Annotated in this window: 21 protein-coding genes; 11 read left to right on the forward strand and 10 right to left on the reverse strand. The window is 67.9% G+C overall.

All coding sequences use genetic code 11. The features are described from left to right. Positions 1-126: 126 nt before the first annotated feature. A complete protein-coding gene (gene norM, locus WS95_RS13450) occupies positions 127-1,515 on the forward strand; it encodes a multidrug efflux MATE transporter NorM (protein WP_059779723.1) in 1,389 nt (462 codons plus the stop codon). A gap of 152 nt (positions 1,516-1,667) precedes the next feature. After that, positions 1,668-3,062 (forward strand): class II fumarate hydratase, encoded by a 1,395-nt coding sequence (gene fumC, locus WS95_RS13455; protein ID WP_059779721.1) that lies wholly within the window; start codon positions 1,668-1,670, stop codon positions 3,060-3,062. A 46-nt stretch (positions 3,063-3,108) separates the two neighbouring features. Here fumC and WS95_RS13460 read toward each other — a convergent pair whose 3' ends face one another. Both WS95_RS13460 and WS95_RS35345 read right to left on the reverse strand, forming a co-directional pair. Next, positions 3,109-3,621 carry an acyl-CoA thioesterase gene (locus WS95_RS13460; RefSeq protein WP_059824228.1) on the reverse strand — a complete coding sequence of 171 codons (513 nt, stop codon included), beginning with the start codon at positions 3,619-3,621 and terminating at the stop codon, positions 3,109-3,111. A gap of 129 nt (positions 3,622-3,750) precedes the next feature. Next, the gene (locus tag WS95_RS35345) at positions 3,751-3,891 is read right to left on the reverse strand and encodes a hypothetical protein (protein ID WP_179948993.1); all 141 of its coding nucleotides are present in this window, start codon (positions 3,889-3,891) and stop codon (positions 3,751-3,753) included. 187 nt (positions 3,892-4,078) lie between these two features. Between WS95_RS35345 and WS95_RS13465 the strand changes: the two genes are divergently transcribed. Both WS95_RS13465 and WS95_RS13470 read left to right on the forward strand, forming a co-directional pair. Continuing rightward, positions 4,079-4,786, forward strand: coding sequence for an ArsR/SmtB family transcription factor (locus WS95_RS13465; RefSeq protein ID WP_034206745.1), 708 nt, complete (start codon positions 4,079-4,081; stop codon positions 4,784-4,786). 150 nt (positions 4,787-4,936) lie between these two features. After that, complete coding sequence (locus WS95_RS13470; RefSeq protein ID WP_257139764.1) at positions 4,937-7,507, forward strand: DUF6600 domain-containing protein; 2,571 nt, start codon at positions 4,937-4,939, stop codon at positions 7,505-7,507. Between the two features lie 97 nt (positions 7,508-7,604). Here the strand turns inward: WS95_RS13470 and WS95_RS13475 are convergent, their stop codons facing one another. Then, positions 7,605-8,576 carry a thymidylate synthase gene (locus WS95_RS13475; RefSeq protein ID WP_034206744.1) on the reverse strand — a complete coding sequence of 324 codons (972 nt, stop codon included), beginning with the start codon at positions 8,574-8,576 and terminating at the stop codon, positions 7,605-7,607. Positions 8,577-8,618: 42 nt separating this feature from the next. Further along, positions 8,619-10,016: a sigma-54 dependent transcriptional regulator gene (locus tag WS95_RS13480; RefSeq protein ID WP_034206743.1), complete on the reverse strand. Its 1,398-nt coding sequence runs from the start codon at positions 10,014-10,016 to the stop codon at positions 8,619-8,621. Between the two features lie 609 nt (positions 10,017-10,625). On the opposite strand from WS95_RS13480, the gene WS95_RS13485 reads away from it, so the two are divergent. Continuing rightward, positions 10,626-10,844, forward strand: coding sequence for a hypothetical protein (locus WS95_RS13485; RefSeq protein ID WP_373557155.1), 219 nt, complete (start codon positions 10,626-10,628; stop codon positions 10,842-10,844). Positions 10,845-11,128: 284 nt separating this feature from the next. Then, positions 11,129-11,629 carry a dihydrofolate reductase gene (locus tag WS95_RS13490; RefSeq protein ID WP_034206741.1) on the forward strand — a complete coding sequence of 167 codons (501 nt, stop codon included), beginning with the start codon at positions 11,129-11,131 and terminating at the stop codon, positions 11,627-11,629. Positions 11,630-11,714: 85 nt separating this feature from the next. Here the strand turns inward: WS95_RS13490 and pmbA are convergent, their stop codons facing one another. After that, a complete protein-coding gene (gene pmbA, locus WS95_RS13495; protein WP_034206740.1) occupies positions 11,715-13,085 on the reverse strand; it encodes a metalloprotease PmbA in 1,371 nt (456 codons plus the stop codon). A 126-nt stretch (positions 13,086-13,211) separates the two neighbouring features. Here pmbA and yjgA point away from each other — a divergent pair, with 126 nt between their 5' ends. Both yjgA and mog read left to right on the forward strand, forming a co-directional pair. Further along, positions 13,212-13,814, forward strand: a complete 603-nt coding sequence (gene yjgA / locus WS95_RS13500; RefSeq protein ID WP_306453922.1) for a ribosome biogenesis factor YjgA — start codon at positions 13,212-13,214, stop codon at positions 13,812-13,814. After that, positions 13,798-14,406 carry a molybdopterin adenylyltransferase gene (gene mog / locus WS95_RS13505; protein WP_080747797.1) on the forward strand — a complete coding sequence of 203 codons (609 nt, stop codon included), beginning with the start codon at positions 13,798-13,800 and terminating at the stop codon, positions 14,404-14,406. Before yjgA ends, mog begins: the two co-directional genes overlap by 17 nt. Before the next feature lie 34 nt (positions 14,407-14,440). Here mog and orn read toward each other — a convergent pair whose 3' ends face one another. Next, positions 14,441-15,061: an oligoribonuclease gene (gene orn, locus WS95_RS13510; RefSeq protein ID WP_059501648.1), complete on the reverse strand. Its 621-nt coding sequence runs from the start codon at positions 15,059-15,061 to the stop codon at positions 14,441-14,443. A gap of 125 nt (positions 15,062-15,186) precedes the next feature. Here orn and WS95_RS13515 point away from each other — a divergent pair, with 125 nt between their 5' ends. The 3 genes from WS95_RS13515 (at position 15,187) to WS95_RS13525 (ending at position 17,766) form a co-directional block, all read left to right on the forward strand. Continuing rightward, a complete protein-coding gene (locus WS95_RS13515; protein ID WP_059824229.1) occupies positions 15,187-16,446 on the forward strand; it encodes a M48 family metallopeptidase in 1,260 nt (419 codons plus the stop codon). Then, entirely contained in the window at positions 16,443-17,384 is a 942-nt protein-coding gene (gene rsgA, locus WS95_RS13520; RefSeq protein WP_034206736.1) for a ribosome small subunit-dependent GTPase A, read from the forward strand. Before WS95_RS13515 ends, rsgA begins: the two co-directional genes overlap by 4 nt. A gap of 64 nt (positions 17,385-17,448) precedes the next feature. After that, entirely contained in the window at positions 17,449-17,766 is a 318-nt protein-coding gene (locus WS95_RS13525; protein ID WP_021159739.1) for a putative signal transducing protein, read from the forward strand. A 77-nt stretch (positions 17,767-17,843) separates the two neighbouring features. On the opposite strand, the gene WS95_RS13530 is transcribed toward WS95_RS13525, so the two are convergent. From WS95_RS13530 to trmD, 4 genes are all read right to left on the reverse strand, one after another. Then, entirely contained in the window at positions 17,844-18,782 is a 939-nt protein-coding gene (locus tag WS95_RS13530) for a CobD/CbiB family protein (protein WP_059824231.1), read from the reverse strand. A gap of 121 nt (positions 18,783-18,903) precedes the next feature. Beyond that, the gene (locus WS95_RS13535; RefSeq protein WP_034206734.1) at positions 18,904-19,590 is read right to left on the reverse strand and encodes a CoA pyrophosphatase; all 687 of its coding nucleotides are present in this window, start codon (positions 19,588-19,590) and stop codon (positions 18,904-18,906) included. A gap of 87 nt (positions 19,591-19,677) precedes the next feature. After that, the gene (rplS, locus tag WS95_RS13540; protein ID WP_006486838.1) at positions 19,678-20,070 is read right to left on the reverse strand and encodes a 50S ribosomal protein L19; all 393 of its coding nucleotides are present in this window, start codon (positions 20,068-20,070) and stop codon (positions 19,678-19,680) included. Between the two features lie 132 nt (positions 20,071-20,202). After that, positions 20,203-20,997 (reverse strand): tRNA (guanosine(37)-N1)-methyltransferase TrmD, encoded by a 795-nt coding sequence (gene trmD, locus WS95_RS13545; protein WP_034206733.1) that lies wholly within the window; start codon positions 20,995-20,997, stop codon positions 20,203-20,205.

A 20,997-nucleotide genomic window follows, 5' to 3' on the forward strand; every position in this document is an offset into this window, starting at 1 on the left:
TTCCCCCTGCCCGCGACATGGCCATCGGCGCGCGCGTTCGACACGGTACGAATAAAGCCGTAAGCTAGCCGTCTCTCAAAATAAATACATATAGCGCGGGCCCGCACCCGCGCGAGCGCCCATTCCATGTCGCATTCCGGTCTTACGAGGACGGCCGCCGCGCCGCCGTCCCTGTCCAGTCATGCCGCCGATACCGCACGCCTCGCCGCGCCGCTCGCGATCGCGCAACTTTCCCAGATGGCGATGAGCGTCACCGACACGGTGCTGCTCGGTTCGCTCGGCCCCGATTCGCTCGCGGCGGGCGGGCTCGGCGCGAACTTCTTCTTCGTCATCGTGACGATCCTGCAAGGCGTGCTGTCGTCGGTCAGCGTGAGCGTCGCGCATGCGCGCGGCGCCCAGGCCGAGGATCGCGTGCCGCACATCTACTGGACGGGCTTCGCGCTGTCCGTGCTGCTCGCGATTCCGGCCATCGTCGCGCTGTCGCTTGCCGAACCGATCCTGCTGATGTTCCACGAGCCGCCGCTGCTCGCGCATCACGTCGGCGAATACACGGGCATCCTGCGCTTCGCGGCGCTCGGCAGCCTGATCGGCGTCGGGCTGATGCGCGCGTTCCTGCCGGCGATCGGCGCCGCGCGGCGGCTCCTGTGGGTGTCGATCGGCGGCGTCGGCGTCAACGGCGTGCTGAACTACGGGCTGATCCACGGCGCATTCGGGCTGCCGCGCCTCGGCTTTCTCGGTTCGGCCGTCGCGACGACGATCACGATCTGGCTCACCGCGCTCGCGCTGATCTGGCTGCTGCACGGCCGGCAGCGCTTCCGCCATTTCGTGACCGCGGCGCGCCCGAAGCTGCCCGTGATGGGCGAGCTGATCGGCATCGGCTGGCCGGTCGCGATCACGTACGGGGTCGAATCGACGCTGTTCCTCGCCACCGGCCTCACGGTCGGCGTGCTGGGCGCGACGTCGCTCGCCGCGCACCAGATCGCGCTGAACGTCGCATCGGTGTCGTTCATGGTGCCGCTCGCGATCGGCCAGGCGGCCAATGTTCGCGTCGGCTACTGGATCGGCGCGGGCTCGCCCGTCGCCGCGCGGCACGCGGGCTTCGTCGCGCTCGCGCTCGGCGTCGGCTTCATGTCGCTGTCGGGCCTCGTGATGATCGTCGCGCCGCATACGATCGTCGGCCTGTACCTGCACCTCGACGACCCGGCCAACGCGGCCACGGTGTCGCTCGCCGCGTCGCTGCTCGGCATCGCCGCGGTGTTCCAGATCGTCGACGGCATGCAGACCGTCGCGTCGGGTGCGCTGCGCGGCCTGAAGGACACGCGCATCCCGATGCTCGCCGCGACCTTCGGCTACTGGGGCATCGGCTTCCCGACCGGCTACTGGTTCGCATTCCACGCGGGCCTGGGCGCGCGCGGCCTGTGGTGGGGGCTCGCGGCCGGCCTGGCGAGTGTCGCCGCACTGATGGCATGGCGCTTTCACCGCAAGACCACCTCGCTCATCGCGACGGCGCGCTAGGCGCGACACGACGCGAAATCGCGGCCGGCGCTATGCTTGTCGATAGCCATCGAGACGCCGCGCGAGCGGCGCGACTGCCTCACGATACGTCCGATTACGTCTGACGCCGCGCGACGGCGCGCGGCCTTTCCCCTTTCCTGGAGGAGTGCATCATGAACGAAGCAGTTCGGATGGAACGCGACACGTTCGGCGAGATCGCCGTGCCGGCCGACCGGCTCTGGGGCGCGCAGACCGAGCGCTCGCTGCAGAATTTCCGGATCTCGACGGAGAAGCAGTCGCCCGAGCTGATCCACGCGCTCGCGATCGTCAAGCGCGCCGCGGCGGCCGTCAACCAGTCGCTCGGCGTGCTCGCCGACGACAAGGCGCGCGCGATCATCGAAGCCGCCGACGAGATCATCGCCGGCCGGCATCCGCGCGAATTCCCGCTCGCGGTGTGGCAGACGGGCTCCGGCACGCAGACCAACATGAACCTCAACGAGGTGATCGCGAACCGCGCGAGCGAGCTGATGGGCGGCGAGCGCGGCGAAGCGCGCAAGGTGCATCCGAACGACGACGTGAACCGCGGCCAGTCGTCGAACGACGTGTTCCCGACCGCGATGCACGTCGCGGCCGCGTATGCGATCGTCAATCACCTGCTGCCGGCACTGCGCACGCTACGCGCGACGCTCGACGCGAAGTCGAAGGCGTTCGCCGACATCGTGAAGATCGGCCGCACGCACCTGCAGGACGCCACGCCGCTCACGCTCGGCCAGGAGTTCTCCGGCTATGTCGCGCAGCTCGACCACGGCATCCGTCACGTCGAATCGGCGTTGCCGCACCTGTACGAGCTCGCGCTCGGCGGCACCGCGGTCGGCACGGGGCTGAACGCGCATCCGGAGTTCGCGGTGCGCGTGGCGGACGAGATCGGCCGGCTGACGAAGCTGCCGTTCGTGACCGCGCCGAGCAAGTTCGAGGTGATGGCCGCCGCCGACGCGCTGGTCTTCGCGCACGGCGCGCTGAAGACGGTGGCGGCCAGCCTGATGAAGATCGCGAACGACGTGCGCTGGCTCGCGAGCGGGCCGCGCTGCGGGCTCGGCGAGCTGTCGATTCCGGAAAACGAGCCGGGCAGCTCGATCATGCCGGGCAAGGTGAACCCGACGCAGTCGGAAGCCGTGACGATGCTGTGCTGCCAGGTGTTCGGCAACGACGTCGCGGTCAACGTCGGCGGCGCGAGCGGCAATTTCGAATTGAACGTGTTCCGGCCGATGATCGCGCACAATGTACTGCAGTCGGTGCGCCTCCTCGCCGACGGCGCGCAGAGCTTCAACGATCACTGTGCGGTAGGCATCGAGCCGAACCGCGCGCGGATCGATCTGTTGCTGAACGAATCGCTGATGCTCGTGACGGCACTCAATCCGCACATCGGCTACGACAAGTCCGCGCAGATCGCGAAGAAGGCGCACAAGGAAGGCACGACGCTGAAGGCGGCCGCGCTCGCGCTCGGCTACCTGACCGAGGCGGAATTCGATGCGTGGGTGCGCCCCGAGCAGATGATCGGCACACGGTAACGGCAGGACGGCGGGCGCGGCGCACGACGCGCGGCGCCCGCGGCACTCAGACGGTGCCCTTCGCGACTTCTTCCGGCTTCATCTCGACGATCTTGTCGAGCGCGGCCCGCACGTCGGCCGCGTATTTCGCCAGCACCCGCTGCTCGTCGGTTTCGGGCACGAACGGCGGCACCGGCACCGGGTTGCCGTTCTCGTCGACCGCGACGAACACGACGAGGCAATCGGTCGTCTGACGCAGCACGCCGCCCTTCGGATCGCCGGCGTGCACCGACACGTGGATGTGCATGCTGGTACGGCCCGTCGCGACGACGCGCGCCTTCAGTTCGACCAGATTGCCGACCAGGATCGGACGCTGGAAACGGATGTTGCCGACGCTGACCGTCACGCAATAGCGGCTCGACCAGACGGCCGCGCACGCATACGCGACCTCGTCGATCCACTTCATCAGCGCGCCGCCGTGCACCTTGCCGCCGAAGTTCACGGACGAAGGCTCGGCAAGGAAGCGGAATACGGTTTCGGTGCGGTCGAGGGCAGCCGGCACGGGGGACGGTCGAGGCATTGTTCTGGCTCCAGGCGGCAGGGGCGCCGTCATCGGGCCATTATACGTTGCACTGCGGCAACGCGGCGCGGCAAGCCCCGCGTGGCGGGGCTGCGGCGGCCATGCCGGCTCGCGCCGGACCGGCGCCGGTCAGCGGCGTACCGTGACGCCCTGGTCGATCGTTCCGTACATCTCGATACTGCCGCCGCGCTCGCCGGTCGCGCCCGCGCCGCCGGGTGCACAGGCGGCGCACACGAGCGCCGCCGCCAACACACAGAAAATCGTCTTCATCGTTGCATCGCGTCTCAGGCGGCGGCCCGCTGCCGCCGCGTCCGGCCATTCTACGCGTGCCCTGCAACGGGCTGCGGTTCGGTCCGCGCAGGGGGCGGCGCGCTGCATCCGACATTTCATCCGAGAGCGAAACATCGAATGCGCATCCGGACTACACTGCCCTCATCCCGCTCGACGAGACACGACGATGACCGATCAAGACGACCACCATTTTCCGGGCCTGAGCCGCATCGGCGCGCTGATCGCCGATCCCGGCCGCGCCGCGATGCTATGGGTGCTGATGGACGGCAGCGCGCGCCCTGCCGGCGAACTGACGATGATCGCGGGGCTGTCGCCGTCCGCGGCCAGCGCGCACCTCGCGCGCCTGACCGAGGGCGGCCTGCTGGCCCTCGACGTGCGCGGCCGGCATCGTTACTACCGCATTGCGTCGGCCGACATCGCGGCCTCGCTCGAAGCGCTGGCGAACGTCGCCCGCGCGGCCGCGCCGCATCGCCCGGTTCCGCCGCCGTCGCGCACGGTCCCGGCCGAACTGCGCTACGCACGCACCTGCTACGACCACATGGCCGGCGAGCTCGCGGTACGCATCTTCGACGGCCTCACCGCGCGCCGCTGGCTGCTCGCGAACGGCGACGCGATCGAGGCCACCGAACTCGGCACGCAGGCGCTCGCGCAATGGGGCATCGACGTCGCGCAGCAACGCACGCGCCGGCGCCGCTTCGCGTGCGGCTGCCTCGACTGGAGCGAGCGGCGTTCGCATCTCGGCGGCGCACTCGGCGCGGCGCTGCTCGAAAGCTTCTGCGCGCACGGCTGGATCGAGCGCGCCGACCGACCGCGCGTGCTGCGCGTCACGGTGCCCGGACAGCAGGTTTTCGACGCGTGGCTTACGTCCGCTTGACGCCGGCATTGCAGCTGCACGACAACAGCGCGCGATGGACAGGTTTTGTTACATCGCGTGCCATTCGACTTACAAAACACCGTGCCTTGAAACAGGCCGAGCGGATATTGTGAACTGGACGGCACGAATCGACGCGCCGCGATCACAACGATGACGCTCACCATGGCCTCCCTCTTCACGCTCAAGCGCACCGCCCGCTACACGCTGCTCGCGTTCGTCGCGCTGGCGGCGCTGCCGCCCGCCTTCGCCCAATCGGCCGATGCGCCGCCGAACCTGGCCGCGGCACGGCAACCGGGCGGCGATCCGCCCGGCCGCGTCGCGCGGCTCAATTACCTGTCGGGCGCCGTGACGACCGAACCGGCCGGCACCGATACGTGGTCGTATGCGGCGGTGAACCGGCCGCTGACGACCGGCGATCAGCTCTGGAACGATGCCGGCGCGCGCTCGGAGCTGCACATCGGCTCGACCGCGGTGCGGCTCGGCCAATCGACGAGTCTGTCGGTGCTGAACCTCGACGACACGACGACGCAATTGAAGGTGGGGCTCGGCACCGTGTCGACGCACGTGCGCGATTTGCCGGCCGGCGGATCGTACGAAATCGACACGCCGAACCTCGCGCTCGGCATCGCCGGCCCCGGCGACTATCGTGTCGATGTCGCGCCGAACGGCGCGAGCACGACGGTGACGGTACGCAGCGGGAGCGCGACCGTCTACGGCAGCAACGGCCAGTATCCGCTGTCGCCGGGGCAGCAGGTGGTGTTCACCGGCACCGATCTGCAGGTCGCGCAGCAATCGGCCGCGCCGGCCCCCGACGCGCTCGACCAGTGGGCTGCCAGCCGCGACGCGGCCGAAGCGCGCTCGGTGTCGGCCCGCTACGTGTCCCGCGACATTCCCGGCTACCAGGATCTCGACGCGAACGGCACGTGGCGCGAAACCCCGAATTACGGCGCGGTATGGGTGCCGAACGACACGCCGGCCGATTGGGCACCGTATCACGACGGCCACTGGATCTGGCAGGCGCCGTGGGGCTGGACCTGGGTCGACGACGCGCCGTGGGGCTTCGCGCCGTATCACTACGGCCGCTGGGCGTACGTGGACGACAGCTGGGCATGGGTACCCGGCCCGATGGTCGTCGACCAGCCGCCCGTCTATGCGCCGGCGCTCGTCGCGTTCGTGGGAGGCGGGGGCGGCGGCGGTTCCGACTGGAGCGTCGCGCTCACGGTCGGCGGCGTCGCCGCGGCCGGCTGCGCATGGTTCGCGCTCGGCCCCGGCGAGCCGTGGCATCCGGGCTGGGGCGGCTGGAGCCCGCACTACTACGACCGCGTCAACCGCAACATCGTGGTGAACAACGTCAACGTGAACAAGACCGTGAACGTGACGAACATCACCAATATCACCAACATCAACAAGACGTACGTGAACTTCCGTGCGCCGCACGCGATCACAGCCGTGCCGGCCACCGCGTTCGTGCACGGCCAGCCGGTCGCGCACTTCTCGCAGCACGTCGATCCGCAGCAATGGCGCAACGCGCACGTCACGCCGGGCACGCCCGGCATCGCGCCGGTGCGCCAGAGCTTCACCGGCGGGCTGCGCAATGCCAGCTACCGCCCGCCGGCGGCGATCGCGCAGCACCCGTACGTCGCGACACGCAATCCGGCCGTGCCCGCCGCCTATCGCGACCAGGCCGCCGCCCACCTCGCGCAGCAAGGCGGGCGCGTACCGGGCGCCGGCGCGCCCGTCGTGAAGACGAACGTGCCGGCCGACTATACGGCTCGGCCGGTCCGCGTTCCGGGCCAGCCGCCGGGCGGCGGCGCATGGGCGATGCACAACGTGCAGCTCGTGAATCCGCACGGGCCCGTCGTGCAGCCGGCCCACGCGTCGCGCGAAGGCCAGCCGGCCGGCGAGCAGGCCGCGCGGCCAGGCGCGTCGACGCCGGGCATGTCGAATGTCGCGCGGCCGCCGAACGGCGAAAGCCCCAACGCACCGCGTTTCGCCAACGGCGGCACGCCGCCGGCACCCGGCAACCCGACGCCGCATCAGGCGTTCGCGCCCGGCAACGGCGTCCCGCATCCGCCGGGCGCGAACGACGTTCCGGCCGCGACCGGCAACGCACACGCGGCCAACGCGCCGTCGCCCGTGTGGATGCAGCCGCACACGCCGATGGCGCGTCAACGTCCCGACTCGCCGACCGCACTGCACGCGGCAGGACAGAATGCGCTGCCCCCCGTGCGCAGCGCAGCGGTGCCGCATCCGGACGGCGTGCCGACGCCGCAAGGCGTACAGCCCAGCGGCCGCAACGAAGCGCCGCGCGCGCTGCCGCAACCGCGGGTCGACAATACCGCGCAAATTCAGCAACCGCGTCCGCACCCCGACTTCCAGACGCCGGCCCGGCATGCACAACCTCAGCCGCAACCGGAACGGGCCGCCCCCGCGCCGCAACCACGCCCGGACTTCGCTCAACCGGCGCCGCATCGCGAGGTCGCGCCGCCGCGCGCGAACGAGTACCGTCCGCCGGCGCCCGCGGTGCACGACATGCCGCGTCCGCAGCCGCAGGCGCCGCACATGGAGCCGCGTCCGCAGCCGGCGCCCCGCATGGAACCGCGCCCGTCGATGCCCGCTCCCCGGATGGAACCGCGGCCGCAGCCGGCGCCGCACGTCGAGGCGCCGCATCCGGCCAATCCGCCGCCGCAGGGCGGCCATGAGGAGCGGCATCGCCAGTAAGGGCAGCAAAGATGAAACAAGGCTCGACCGGCCAATACCGGTCGAGCCTTTTTTGCAAGGTACGGATCGACGAAACCGTGCGGCCTCGCCCGCGCGATCAGACCGCCATCGGCGCGGTCAGCGGCTCGTGGTGGCGATAGCCGACGAGCGAGAAATCGGACGGCTCGACCTGCTCCAGCCATTCGGGCGCATACACGCCCGTTTTCGCGTACTCGGGCACGCGCTCGGCAATCTCGAGCCGCGGGCTTTCGTACGGCTCGCGCGTGAGCTGCTGCTGCAGCATGTCGAGCTGGTTCTCGTAGATGTGGGCGTCGCCGATGAAATACGTGAACCAGCGCGGCGTGTAGCCCGTCAGCCGGCCCACGAGCGACAGCAGCGCGGCCCCTTCCGTCAGGTTGAACGGCGTGCCGAGACCGACGTCGTTGCTGCGAATGTACAGGCACAGCGAGATCTCGCGCTTCGTCGCGTTCGGCAGGAACTGGTACAGCAGATGGCACGCGGGCAGCGCGATCTGGTCGAGCACGGCCGGATTCCATGCGTGAAACAGGATGCGACGATCGGACGGATTCTCCATGATCGTGTCCAGGCATTGACGCAACTGGTCGATCGCCTTGTACAGCAGCACCTTCGGCGCGCCATCCTCGTCGAAACGCGTGACGATCCGGAAGCCGCGGCGCGTCGCGTCGGCGATCTGCGCGTCGGCGCCCGCATCGAGCACCTTGTAGCCAGGCCACTGGCGCCATTGCACGCCGTATACGTCGCCGAGATCGTCGACGCCCTGGCGATACGGGTTCGCGAGCCACTGCGCGTTCTCGTTCGCGTTCGCATCCCACACCTTGCAGCCGAGCGCGCGGAAATCGGCCGCGCTGCGCGACGCACGCAGGAAGCCGACCAGTTCGCCGATCGCCGACTTGAACGCGAGCTTCTTGGTCGTCACGGCCGGAAAGCCTTGCTGCAGGTCGAAGCGCAGCATCGCGCCCGGCATGCTGATGGTGCGGATCCCCGTGCGGTTCTCCTGCCAGGTGCCGGTATCGAGAATGGTACGAACGAGATCGAGATACTGTTTCATGCGGGTTCCTTCGGCCGCGAGAGGCGGCCGTACCCGCCGATTTTAGCAAGCGTGGCGCGGAAGCTCCGGCAACGGCGCCGAAAACCCTGCCAGCGTGTCGCCGCGATCGCGCATGCCGTGCGCGCACATCAGCCGGTAGAGCGTGACGCGCGACACGCCGAGCTCGCGCGCGGCATCCGCGAAACGGCCGCGATGGCGCAGCAGCGCCTGCTCGATCGCCTGCCGTTCGGCCGCCTCGCGCGCCTCCAGCAGCGACACCGGCGCGAGCGTCGCATAGTCGTTCAGCTCGAGATCGGCGGCGGTGATCATCCGGCCTTCGGACATCACGATCGCGCGGCGCACGCGGTTGATCAGCTCGCGCACGTTGCCGGGCCACGAATAGCCGTACAGCGACGCGACCGCATCCGGGGAAAAGCCGCGCAGGCGCCGATGCGCATCGCCCTTGAAGCGCTCGAGCATGTGGCGCGCGAGCACCTCGATGTCCTTGCCGCGCGCGCGCAGCGGCGGCTCCTCGATCTTCAGCACGCACAGCCGGTGAAACAGGTCCTCGCGAAAGCGCCCTTCGCGCAGCGCCGCTTCCATGTTCACGTGCGTCGCGCAGATCACGCGCACGTCGACCGGCATCGACACATGCGCGCCGAGCCGCTCGATCTTGCCTTCCTGCAGGAAGCGCAACAGGCTCGCCTGGCTTTCGAGCGGCAGGTCGCCGATCTCGTCGAGAAACAGCGTGCCGCCGTTGGCGGCCTCGACGCGGCCGATCTTGCGCTGGTTCGCGCCGGTGAACGCGCCGCGCTCATAGCCGAACAGTTCGGCCTGCAGCAGCGTCGACGGTATCGCACCGCAATTGATCGCGATGAACGGCGCCTGGGCGCGCGACGAACGCTCGTGAATCGCGACCGCCGTCAGCTCCTTGCCCGTGCCCGACTCGCCGGAGATGAACACCGGCGCGTCGGTCGCCGCGACGCGGCGAATCGTCCTGAAGAGCCCGAGCATCGCATCGCAGGTGCCGACCATCTCGCCTTCGCTGCGTCCTGCGCCGACGGGCGGCGAAACGGGATCGGTCAGTGCGACCATGCCGTGCGCATGACCGACGGTCTCGACGATCCGCGCCGTTTCGTACGGCATCGTCACGTAGTCGAAGCAATAGTCGCGAATGAGATGGCGCAGCGTCGCGTCCTGCAACTGGCCGCGCCGCGTCGCCGCGATCCAGCCGATATGCTGGATGCTCAGGCAGGATTCGAGTTCGCGCAGGTCCGACGGCTTGAAGCCCGGCGAGAAATCGAGCAGGCCGGCGGTCGCCACGCCGTGCTGCACGACGCGCCGCACATCGCGCACGGTCTCGGCCAGGTCGACGCGCCAGCCGCATTCGTCGAAATGGCCGCGCAACGCGTCGTTCGGTTCGCGCGAATAGTAGACCACGTGCCGCTGATCGGCTCCCATATGCTCACCCCGTTCATCAACCGTCCAACGATTGCCGCACACGTCGGATTGCGTGCAAAAGGATCGAATCGGGTCAGCCAGAGGTGGCTCGATTCGCCATGCCGATGCGTGGCAACGACACAGCCTCGCATGATGGCGCTTGTCTCGCGTCCAGTATTTTTTTGATCAAGACGATCTGGTTATAGGCACCGAATACGACAAATCCGTTTCGGTGCCGATGGCGACACGGCCGAATCGCTCAGCGGTCGATGCAGATCAATCATCTGCACATAGCACATGTGCAGCAAGGGTTTCGTCATCGACACACGCGCCGATTTTCATCCTTGAAGCGTGTCAATTGAATCAGCAGTATTCCCGAGCCCCATCGTTTCACGCCTGAAACATTTTCAGGCGTTTTCGGCCACCATTCGCAACGCTCGAGCGCGAGTCGCAATGGCGGCAATGGCCCCGGTACGGTGGCATGTATTTCGCTGAATACGTACACGATCGGAGACATCCGCCATGCGAAAAACTTTTTTACTTTCTTTCGTGTCGATGGCGCTCGCGCTCTCGGCCGCCGGGCCCCCTGCTCCGGCATGCGCGGACGAAGGCATGCAACCGGATCGCGCCATGCAGCTTGCCGGGAACACGCCGAGCACGCAGCACGGCAACGGGTTCGGCATCCTGACCGTGTCGGCCCCGCAACCGCTGCCGGCCGCCAACGCCGCCGTGACGCTGTGGGACGAGATCCCGCCGCCGCCCCTGTTGCCGATGCCGCTGCCGGCGCCGCAACCGGGCGACGTCCGGCATGCGATGGAAGGCAATGCGCGGGGCAATACGCATCCCTGATGCATGCGCCCCTTCAATTAATCAGGATAACGCATTTAACCGACGAGCCGGTCGAACGGGATGCCGTCGAGCGGACCCGGCCTCGCCGATCTCGCGACGTAAAACGTTTTGGTGCTCCGTCCCCCGGCGGGCACTCTTTTTATTCGGACGGGCCGTCGCGACGCGGGGCATCGCGCGTCGCGACGGACGGCGCCGGAAACGCCGGTCGCCGTGCGGGCGTGCGGAATCCGGCGCACGCCGTCGTTCCGGTAAAATCGGCCCCGTTCCCCTCTTTTCCGACCTTCATGACGACGTTGACCCTGATCGTCGCGCGTGCCCGCAACGGCATCATCGGCCGCGACAACCAGTTGCCCTGGAAACTTCCCGAGGATCTCGCGTTCTTCAAGCGCACGACGATGGGCGCGCCGATCGTGATGGGCCGCAAGACCCACGAATCGATCGGCCGGCCGCTGCCCGGCCGCCGCAATATCGTCGTCACGCGCGACGCCACGCGCCGTTTCGACGGCTGCGATACGGTCACGTCGCTCGCCGACGCACTGGCGCTCGCCGCGCGCGACGGCGCGTCGGAGGTCTTCCTGATCGGCGGTGCGCAACTCTACGCGGAAGGTCTCACGCTCGCCGACAGACTGGTCGTCACCGAGATCGACGCCGACTTCGACGGCGACGCGTCGTTCCCGGCGCCCGACGCCGCGCACTGGCAGGAAATCTCGCGCGACGCGCATCAGGCTGCCGCGCCGAACACGTTCGGCTATGCGTTCGTCGTCTACGAACGCAAGCGCGGCTGACGTATTCTTCCGCACGATGAAAAAAGCCCGACCGGCTTCGCGCCGGTCGGGCTTTCGTTTTCCGGCGGCCTGCGCCGCGTGCGGCTTACTGCCCTGCGATCGTCATCTGCTCGATCAGCACCGAGCCGGTTTCCTTCGTCCCGCGCACGATCGAATCCGCACCGATCGCGACGATATGACGGAACATCTCCTGCAGCGTGCTGGCAACGGTGATTTCCTCGACCGGATACTGGATCACGCCGTTCTCCACCCAGAAACCCGCCGCGCCGCGCGAATAGTCGCCCGTCACGTAGTTCACGCCCTGCCCCATCAACTCGGTCAGCAGCAGCCCCGTGCCGAGCTTCTTCAGCATCGCGTCGAAGTCGTCGCCCGCCTGCGTGTTCGTGCTGCGCAGCGCGAGATTGTGCGAGCCGCCCGCGTTGCCGGTGGTTTGCGTGCCGAGCTTGCGTGCCGAATAGGTCGACAGGAAATAGCCTTCGACGACACCGTCCTTCACGACGCTGCGCGCACGCGTGCGCACGCCTTCCTCGTCGAACGGCGCGCTGCCCATCGCGCGCGGCACGTGCGGATCCTCGACGATCTGGATGTGCGGTGCGAACACCGGCTTGCCGAGGCTGTCGACGAGGAACGACGTCTTGCGATACAGCGCGCCGCCGCTCACGGCCTGTACGAATGCGCCGAGCAGGCCGGCCGCGAGCGGCGCTTCGAACAGCACGGGCACCTTGCGCGTGTCCAGACGGCGCGCGCCCATCCGCGCGAGCGCACGCTCGGCCGCGTAACGGCCCACCGCCTCGGGCGCGGCGAGATCGATCGCGCTGCGCTTCGACGAATACCAGTCGTCGCGCTGCATGTGGCGGCCGCTGCCCGCGATCGGCGCGCATGCGATGTAGTGGCGCGAGTACGGATAGCCGGCGAGAAAGCCGCGCGACGTCGCAAGCACGAACTGAGAATGCTGCGCCGACACGCTCGCGCCTTCAGAATTGCGAATTTGCGGGCTGACCGCAAACGCGGCGTCTTCCGCGCGGCGGGCAAGCTCGACCGCGTCGTCGGCCGTCAGCGCCCACGGGTGGTACAGATCGAGGTCCTGCGGGTCGGTTTCGAGCAGCTCGGCTTCGGCGAGACCGGCCGCTTCGTCCTCGGCCGTGAAGCGCGCGATGTTGTAGGCGGCGGCGACGGTATCCTTGATCGCGGCCGGCGAGAAGTCCGACGTGCTCGCGTTGCCGCGTTTCTTGCCGATGAACACGGTGACGCCGACCATCTTGTCGCGGTTGTGCTCGATCGTTTCGACCTCGCCGCGGCGCACCGACACCGACAGGCCGTCGCCCTCGGAGATTTCGGTCGCGGCGTCCGTCGCGCCGAGCGCCTTCGCATGGCGAAGGATGTCCGATGCGATTTCCTTGAGCTGGTCCTGCGTGTGCGGGAAATAGCGCGCTTGTACGTCGAGATTGGCTGCCATCGTCTTGGTATCCGGTGGCGGGCGGGCGCCCGCATGGTCAAAATGTTGCGTATCCCGCGATCATAGCAAGGTCCGGGGCCGGGCACAGACAAGCTTGGGTATCCGCGCCGCGATACAATGCGGCCCATGACACGCAAAACCCGAATCCAGCCGATCGAACATGCCGTCGAGGACGACGACAATGGCTACGATCGCCCCAGCAAATCCCAGTTGAAGCGCGAAATGCACGCGCTGCAGGAACTCGGCCAGGCGCTCGTCGACCTGCCGAAGGACGCGCTCAAGCGCATGCCGATGCCCGAAGATCTCGCGGACGCCGTGCGCGAGGCCCGCCGGATCACCGATCACGAAGGCAAGCGCCGCCAGCTCCAGTACGTCGGCCGCGTGATGCGCTCGCTGACCGACGACGAAACGGCCGCGCTGCGCACCGCGCTCGACGCGCAACGCGGCGTGAACAAGGCCGCGACGGCCCGCCTGCACTGGATCGAGCGCACGCGCGAGCAACTGCTCGCGAGCGACGACGCGCTGACCGAATTCCTGCGCCAGCACCCCGACGCCGACATCCAGGAAGGCCGCACGCTGATCCGCAACGCGCGCAAGGAAGCCCAGCAAGGCAAGCCGCCGCGCTATTTCCGCGAGCTGTTCCAATGGATCAAGACCGCGAGCGGGACGCCCGGCGGCGATGACGAAGCGGGCGACGACGCCGGAGACGACCATGACGACGACGCGTAACCATCCGGACGAGCTGGTGGTCGGCCTCGTGTCGATCAGCGACCGCGCGAGTACGGGCGTCTACGAGGACAAGGGCATTCCGGCGCTGCAGGAATGGCTCGCCGGTGCGCTCGTCTCGCCGTGGCGCGCGCAAACACGCCTGATCCAGGACGACGCGCCGACGATCTCGGCCACGCTGACCGAACTGGTCGACGTCGCCGGCTGCGACCTCGTGCTGACGACGGGCGGCACCGGTCCCGCGCGCCGCGACGTGACGCCGGAAGCCACGCTGGCCGTGGCGACGAAGGAAATGCCGGGATTCGGCGAACAGATGCGGCAGATCAGCCTGAATTTCGTGCCGACCGCGATCCTGTCGCGGCAGGTCGCGGTGATCCGCGAAACGGCCGACCATGCGGCGCTGATCATCAACCTGCCCGGCCAGCCGAAGTCGATCCGCGAGACGCTGGAAGGGCTGCGCGATGCCGACGGCAAATCGACCGTGCCCGGCATCTTCGCCGCGGTGCCCTACTGCATCGACCTGATCGGCGGCCCGTATATCGAGACCGACGCCGCGGTGGTCGCGGCGTTCCGGCCGAAAAGCGCGCGGCGCTGAACGTGGCTCGAGCGCCGCGCGCGTGCCGGCCCGCTCAGGCGGCCGGCACGGAATCGCCTGCCGGCGCCGATGCGGCCGGAATCAGGAAATGCTCGCGATAGTACTTCAGCTCGTCGATCGACTCGTGGATGTCGGCGAGCGCGGTGTGCATCGCCCGCTTCTGGAAACCCTTGTAGATGGCCGGCTGCCAGCGGCGGCACAGCTCCTTGAGCGTGCTGACGTCGAGGTTGCGGTAGTGGAAGAACCGCTCGAATTCCGGCATCCAGCGCGCCATGAAGCGGCGGTCCTGGCAAATCGAGTTGCCGCACATCGGCGACTTGCCCGGCGACACGTACTGCGCGAGGAACGCCTGCAGTTGCGCGGCGGCTTCCGCCTCGGTCACGGTCGATGCGCGCACGCGGTCGATCAGCCCCGAACGGCCATGCGTCGACTTGTTCCAGTCGTCCATCTTCGCGAGCGTCTCGTCGCTCTGGTGAATCGCGAACACCGGGCCCTCGACGGCAACGTCGAGCGTGGAATTGGTCACGACGACCGCGATCTCGATGATGCGGTCGTTTTCCGGGTCGAGGCCCGTCATCTCCATGTCGAGCCAGACGAGGTTCAACTCGTTGCGCACGAGCGCGGGCTGGCTGGCGGAAGCGGCGGTATCGGTCATGATTCATCCTGGAAAATGGCGGACCGGGCGCGCCGACGCGGCGCCGCCCGGGCGGGCGGCATCGCATCAGCGGGGCCGGTCCGCAAGAACATATAATTCTCGCATAGAACCCTTTGGCGCCTTCGATGTCACCCTTTTCGTTCACCCTGCTGTTCGCGATCGCCGTACTCGCGATGGTCGTCACCAAGCTGTGGCTCGCGTCGCGGCAGATCCGCTTCGTCGCCGCGCACCGCAACGGCGTGCCCGCGCAATTCAGCGCCACCATCCCGCTGACCGCCCACCAGCGCGCGGCCGACTACACGGTCGAGCGCACCCGGCTCACGATGCTCGAGATCGTCGTCAGCGCGGCCGTGCTGGTCGGCCTCACGCTGCTCGGCGGCGTCGGCGCGCTCGACACGCTGCTGACCGGCTGGCTCGGCCGCGGCTACGGGCAGCAGGTCGCGCTGGTCGCCGCGGTGCTCGCGATCATGAGCGTGATCGACGTCCCGTTCGAGTATTACCGCCAGTTCGGGATCGAGCAGCGTTTCGGCTTCAACCGGATGACGAAGCGGCTGTTCTTCACCGACATGCTGAAGAATTCGCTGCTCGGCGCCGTGCTCGGCCTGCCGCTGCTGTTCGTCGTGCTGTGGCTGATGAACCAGGCCGGCAGCCTGTGGTGGCTGTGGACCTGGATCGTGTGGGTCGCGTTCCAGATGCTCGTGCTGCTGATCTACCCGACCTTCATCGCACCGCTCTTCAACAAGTTCGAACCGCTGAAGGACGACGCGCTGCGCGCGCGCATCGAGTCGCTGATGAAGCGCTGCGGCTTCGCAGCGAAGGGCCTGTTCGTCATGGACGGCAGCCGCCGCTCCGCGCACGGTAACGCGTATTTCACGGGCTTCGGCGCATCCAAGCGGATCGTGTTCTTCGATACGCTGCTCGCGCGCCTGTCCGGCCAGGAGATCGAAGCCGTGCTCGCGCACGAGCTCGGCCACTTCAAGCGCCGCCACGTGATGAAGCGGATGCTCGTGTCGTTCGTGCTGAGCCTCGTGCTGCTCGCGCTGCTCGGCTGGCTCGCCCAACGCACGTGGTTCTATACGGGGCTCGGCGTCACGCCGTCGCTCGACACCAGCAACGCGGGCGCCGCGCTCGTCCTGTTCTTCCTCGCGATTCCGGTATTCCTGTTCTTCGCGACGCCGTTCAGCAGCCTCACGTCGCGCAAGCACGAATTCGAGGCCGACGCGTTCGCGGCCAGCCAGACCGACGCGCAGGATCTCGTCAGCGCGCTCGTGAAACTCTATGAAGACAACGCGTCGACGCTGACGCCCGACCCCGTCTACACGGCCTTCTACTACTCGCATCCGCCTGCGTCGCAGCGGATCGACCGCCTGCTGCAGCACGCATGAGCCGGCCGACCTCCCGCAAGCCGGCCCCGCGCGCATCGGGCGCGCAACGGGCCGAAGGCCGCGTGATCGCGGCGCACGGCCGCCACTACATCGTCGCCCCCGACGACGGCGGCCCGATGCTGCAATGCTTCCCGCGCGGCAAGAAGAGCGACGTCGCGGTCGGCGACCGCGTCGCGTACGAACTCGCGTCGGCCGACCAGGGCGTGATCGTGGAGATCGGCGAACGGCGTAACCTGCTGTACCGCTCCGACCAGTTCAAGTCGAAGCTGTTCGCGGCGAACCTCGACCAACTGCTGATCGTGCTCGCGACCGAGCCCTATTTCAGCGAGGATCTGCTCGGCCGCGCGCTGATCGCCGCCGAAGCGAACGAGTTGAAGCCGCTCGTCGTGCTGAACAAGATCGACGTGGAGGCCGCACTGCCGGTCGCGCGCGAACGCCTCGCGCCGTACCGCGCGCTCGGCTACGACGTGCTCGAGCTGTCGGTGAAAGGCGCGCCGGACGACGCGCGCGCGCAACTGATGCCGCACCTCGCCGGCCATTCGACGATCCTGCTCGGCCAGTCGGGGATGGGCAAGTCGACGCTCGTGAACCTGCTCGTGCCCGACGCCGAAGCCGCGACCCGCGAGATTTCGGCCGCGCTCAACAGCGGCCGTCACACGACGACGTTCACGCGCCTGTACCCGCTGGAAGGCGGCGGTGCGCTGATCGATTCGCCGGGCTTCCAGGAATTCGGCCTCTACCACCTGACCGAAGGCCGCCTCGAGCGTGCGTTTCCGGAATTCCGGCCACTGCTCGCGGACTGCCGTTTCTATAATTGTCATCATCTGCACGAGCCGGGCTGCGCGATCCTCGAAGCCGTCGCCGACGGCCGCATCGCGCCGTCCCGGCATGCGCTGTACGCGCAGCTCGTGCACGAGGCGAGCCAGATCGTCCGCTGATCGCGCGACGTGTGCGACGGCCGGCCGGCGCCAGACGGGCCGGCCTTCATCGACAGGAGCGGCGATGCGTTTCAAGGCACCCGACCTCGCGACCGCGCAGCATTGGGCCAACGTGCTCCAGGTGGCCGGCATCGGTTGCGAACTGCACAACTGCTACGCGACCGGCGCGCTCGGCGGCCTGCCCGCCGATGCGTGCACGCCCGAACTGTGGCTCGACGACGAACGCGACGACGCGCTCGCCCGCCGGCTCCTCGATGCCGCATCGCACGGCCCGTCGGCCGGTGCCGCACCCTGGCGCTGCCGGCAGTGCGGCGAAGCGCTCGAAGCGCAATTCACCGCGTGCTGGCAATGCGGCGCCGTGCGCGATCCGCGCGACGACTGAACGCACTGCGCCGACCCACAGCGAAAAGGCCGGCATCAAGCCGGCCTGTTCATTTCGTCGGGCGCCGGGCTAGCGCGTCACGATACCCAGACCGCCAGCGTCAGCATCAGCAACAGGATCATCCACAGGATCACCGCGCGCCACACGAGGCCGACCGCCGACTGCAGCGTGCGCGGCGTGCAATCGTCACCGACCGTCAACGGACCGCTGTCGCCGACCGCCAGCGCATCGAGGCTCGACGGCTCCGCGAGCGGCCCGGCGAGACGCGCGCCGAGCGCCCCGCTGCCGGCGGCCAGCAGCACGCCGTCGTTCGGGTCGGGCCACTGGCGCGTATGGTTGCGCCACGCGTAGATCGCATCCTCGAAATTGCCGACGATCGCGAAGCCGAGCGCCGTCAGCCGGGACGGAATCCAGTCGATCACGAAGAACGCGCGCTGCGCGAACGTCGAGAAGGCAACCGTGCGGTCGTCGCCCGGCGTCGACCAGCTGCGCGCGAGGTATTCGGAAATCCGGTACAGCACGGCGCCCGCCGGACCGAGCGGCAGCACGTACCAGAAGAACACGCCGAAGACGTGGCGATGCGACGCGACGACCGCGTGGATCAGCGTATGACGGACGATTTCGCCGACCGGCATGTCGACCGTGTCGATACCCGTCCACTCGTGCAGGATTTCTCGCGCGCGCGGCACGTCGTCGTTGTTGAGCGCGAGATGGATATCGGTGAAGTAGTGGCTGAACTGGCGGAAGCCGAGCGTGAAATACACGACGGCGACGTTCCACAGAAACGCGAGCACGAAGCTCACCTTGTACAGCAGGAAATAGATCAGCGCGACGATCAGTACCCACGGCAGCACGACCGCGAGCCAGGCGAGGATTCCGTGCTTCTGCTTGCCGGCGTCGAGGCCATGCGCGACGGTTTCCGCATGAAACTGGAACAGCGCGAATACCGGATTGCTCGGCGACAACGCGCGGATCTGTTCGATGATGAGAGCGAGGAGAACCGAAAAGAAAGTCATGCGTGGCGCCGTCTTCGGAGTTATGTCATTTTTTGCATAACGATAGCACAGCGTCAGTCGCGCATGGCTGCGCGGCGCGGTCGCCGGGCAGCCGGTCGCGCGCGCCGGCCGGCGCGCCCGCCTAGCCGGCGGCCAAGAAGCGATACAAATTGCGAAACATGGCGGCAGTTGCACCCCAGATGAAGTAATGGCCGTCCGGTTTGCCATTCGGATAGGGCATGGCAAAAAAACGACGCTCGCCGCCCTCCCATCGGAACACGCGCACCTGATGGTTCGCGGGGTTCATCACGAACGCGAGCGGCACCTCGAAAATCTCGGCAACTTCGAACGTGTCGGCCTGCACGGTGAACGGCGGATGCACGAGGCCGACCACCGGCGTCACGCAGAACCCCGTGCCGGTCAGGTAGTCGGGCAGCGCACCGAGAATCTCGACGCGTTCGGCGGCCAGCCCGATCTCCTCCTTCGCCTCGCGCAACGCGGTGGCGGTCGCGTCGCGGTCGAACGGCTCGCGACGGCCGCCGGGAAAGCTGATCTGTCCGGCGTGGTCGTTCAGGTGATCGGCGCGCTGCGTCAGCAGTACGGTGAGGCCCGACTCGCGGACGACGAGCGGCATGAGGACGGCCGCGCTACGCGGATCGACGCCTTCCTGCAGCCTCGCCTCGCCGGGTTCGACGCTCCATTCGAGCGTGCGCGCGAACCGTTCGCGCAGGCCGGGCGGCGTCATCAGCCTGGAATCGATGACCGGCAGGCCGGCGCCGGTGCCTTCGACCGGCAATACTTCGGGATCGATGATGGGGCGGCGATTCAATGGGGCTCTCGGGTTCGTGTCGTATCGAGCATATTGTCGCGCCAGAATGAAAAAAGCACCCGGTTGGGTGCTTTTTCCTTACAGCTCTTACTCTTGGGAAGCTGCTGCGGCGCGATCCTTCGACACCAGCTTTTCCTTGATACGAGCCGACTTGCCCGAACGCTCGCGCAGGTAGTACAGCTTCGCACGACGCACATCGCCGCGACGCTTCACGACGATGCTTGCCAGCAGCGGCGAGTACGTCTGGAACGTACGCTCGACGCCTTCGCCCGACGAGATCTTGCGGACGATGAAGTTCGAGTTCAGACCACGATTGCGAATCGCGATCACGACGCCTTCGTAAGCCTGAACGCGCTTGCGGTTACCTTCAACCACGTTCACGTTCACGATCACCGTGTCGCCCGGGGCGAAATCGGGGATCGTCTTGCCGGCGAGCGCGCGCTCGATTTCTTCCTGCTCAAGTTTTGCGATCAGATTCATTACTGACTCCTTATGCCATCGTGTCGGCGTTCAACCCGCCTGCTTCCAGGCTTGGCCCCGATAGAGGATGGATTCACATCAGGCGCCGCACACGCATGTACGGCACCGCCAATTCCCGCTCGCGCAGCCGCCTCAGGAGGCGTCCTTCGCTTCGCGTGCGAGGTTCGCGAGCCACGCCTCGTCGGCGCGGCTCAACAACTTCTCGCGGCGCGCCCGGACGATCAGGTCCGGCCGCTTCCGCAACGTATTCCTCAATGCTTCCTGGCGCCGCCACCGCTCGATCTCGGCATGATGCCCGCCGAGCAGCACGTCCGGCACGCGCACGCCGGCGTATTCCTCGGGGCGCGTGTAGTGCGGGCAATCGAGCAGACCGTCGGCGAAGCTGTCCTGTACGGCCGACAGCGAATCGTTCAGCACGCCGGGCAGCAGCCGCACGACCGCATCCATCATCGCCATCGCCGGCAGTTCGCCGCCCGACAGCACGAAATCGCCGAGGCTGATTTCCTCGTCGACGCAACGGTCGAGCAGGCGCTGATCGATCGCTTCGTAGCGACCGCACAGCACGACGACGCCGGGCTCCTGCGCCATCCGCACCGCACGATCATGCGTGAGCGGCGCGCCTTGCGGCGACATCATCACGACACGCGTGCTCGCGATGCCCTGCTCCGCCTGCGCCGCTTTCGCGGCGTCGATCGCGGCTTCGAGCGGCCTGGCCAGCATCACCATGCCCGGACCGCCGCCGTACGGACGATCGTCGACCGTGCGGTAGTTGTCCGTCGTGAAATCACGCGGATTCCAGGTGCGCAGCCCGAAGCGCCCCTGCTTGACGGCCCGGCTGGTGATTCCCCAGTCGGTCAGTGCGCGGAACATCTCGGGAAAGAGCGTGACGACGTCGAACTGCACCGCGCTCTCGGTAACCTGGTTCAT

Source organism: Burkholderia sp. MSMB1826 (assembly GCF_001526325.1).
GTDB lineage: Bacteria > Pseudomonadota > Gammaproteobacteria > Burkholderiales > Burkholderiaceae > Burkholderia.

Coding starts and splice junctions, on each gene's coding strand:
- norM (WP_059779723.1), top strand. CDS start 127: ATGTCGCATTCCGGTCTTACGAGGACGGCCGCCGCGCCGCCGTCCCTG.
- fumC (WP_059779721.1), top strand. CDS start 1,668: ATGAACGAAGCAGTTCGGATGGAACGCGACACGTTCGGCGAGATCGCC.
- WS95_RS13460 (WP_059824228.1), bottom strand. CDS start 3,621: ATGCCTCGACCGTCCCCCGTGCCGGCTGCCCTCGACCGCACCGAAACC.
- WS95_RS35345 (WP_179948993.1), bottom strand. CDS start 3,891: ATGAAGACGATTTTCTGTGTGTTGGCGGCGGCGCTCGTGTGCGCCGCC.
- WS95_RS13465 (WP_034206745.1), top strand. CDS start 4,079: ATGACCGATCAAGACGACCACCATTTTCCGGGCCTGAGCCGCATCGGC.
- WS95_RS13470 (WP_257139764.1), top strand. CDS start 4,937: ATGACGCTCACCATGGCCTCCCTCTTCACGCTCAAGCGCACCGCCCGC.
- WS95_RS13475 (WP_034206744.1), bottom strand. CDS start 8,576: ATGAAACAGTATCTCGATCTCGTTCGTACCATTCTCGATACCGGCACC.
- WS95_RS13480 (WP_034206743.1), bottom strand. CDS start 10,016: ATGGGAGCCGATCAGCGGCACGTGGTCTACTATTCGCGCGAACCGAAC.
- WS95_RS13485 (WP_373557155.1), top strand. CDS start 10,626: ATGCAGCTTGCCGGGAACACGCCGAGCACGCAGCACGGCAACGGGTTC.
- WS95_RS13490 (WP_034206741.1), top strand. CDS start 11,129: ATGACGACGTTGACCCTGATCGTCGCGCGTGCCCGCAACGGCATCATC.
- pmbA (WP_034206740.1), bottom strand. CDS start 13,085: ATGGCAGCCAATCTCGACGTACAAGCGCGCTATTTCCCGCACACGCAG.
- yjgA (WP_306453922.1), top strand. CDS start 13,212: ATGACACGCAAAACCCGAATCCAGCCGATCGAACATGCCGTCGAGGAC.
- mog (WP_080747797.1), top strand. CDS start 13,798: ATGACGACGACGCGTAACCATCCGGACGAGCTGGTGGTCGGCCTCGTG.
- orn (WP_059501648.1), bottom strand. CDS start 15,061: ATGACCGATACCGCCGCTTCCGCCAGCCAGCCCGCGCTCGTGCGCAAC.
- WS95_RS13515 (WP_059824229.1), top strand. CDS start 15,187: ATGTCACCCTTTTCGTTCACCCTGCTGTTCGCGATCGCCGTACTCGCG.
- rsgA (WP_034206736.1), top strand. CDS start 16,443: ATGAGCCGGCCGACCTCCCGCAAGCCGGCCCCGCGCGCATCGGGCGCG.
- WS95_RS13525 (WP_021159739.1), top strand. CDS start 17,449: ATGCGTTTCAAGGCACCCGACCTCGCGACCGCGCAGCATTGGGCCAAC.
- WS95_RS13530 (WP_059824231.1), bottom strand. CDS start 18,782: ATGACTTTCTTTTCGGTTCTCCTCGCTCTCATCATCGAACAGATCCGC.
- rplS (WP_006486838.1), bottom strand. CDS start 20,070: ATGAATCTGATCGCAAAACTTGAGCAGGAAGAAATCGAGCGCGCGCTC.
- trmD (WP_034206733.1), bottom strand. CDS start 20,997: ATGAACCAGGTTACCGAGAGCGCGGTGCAGTTCGACGTCGTCACGCTC.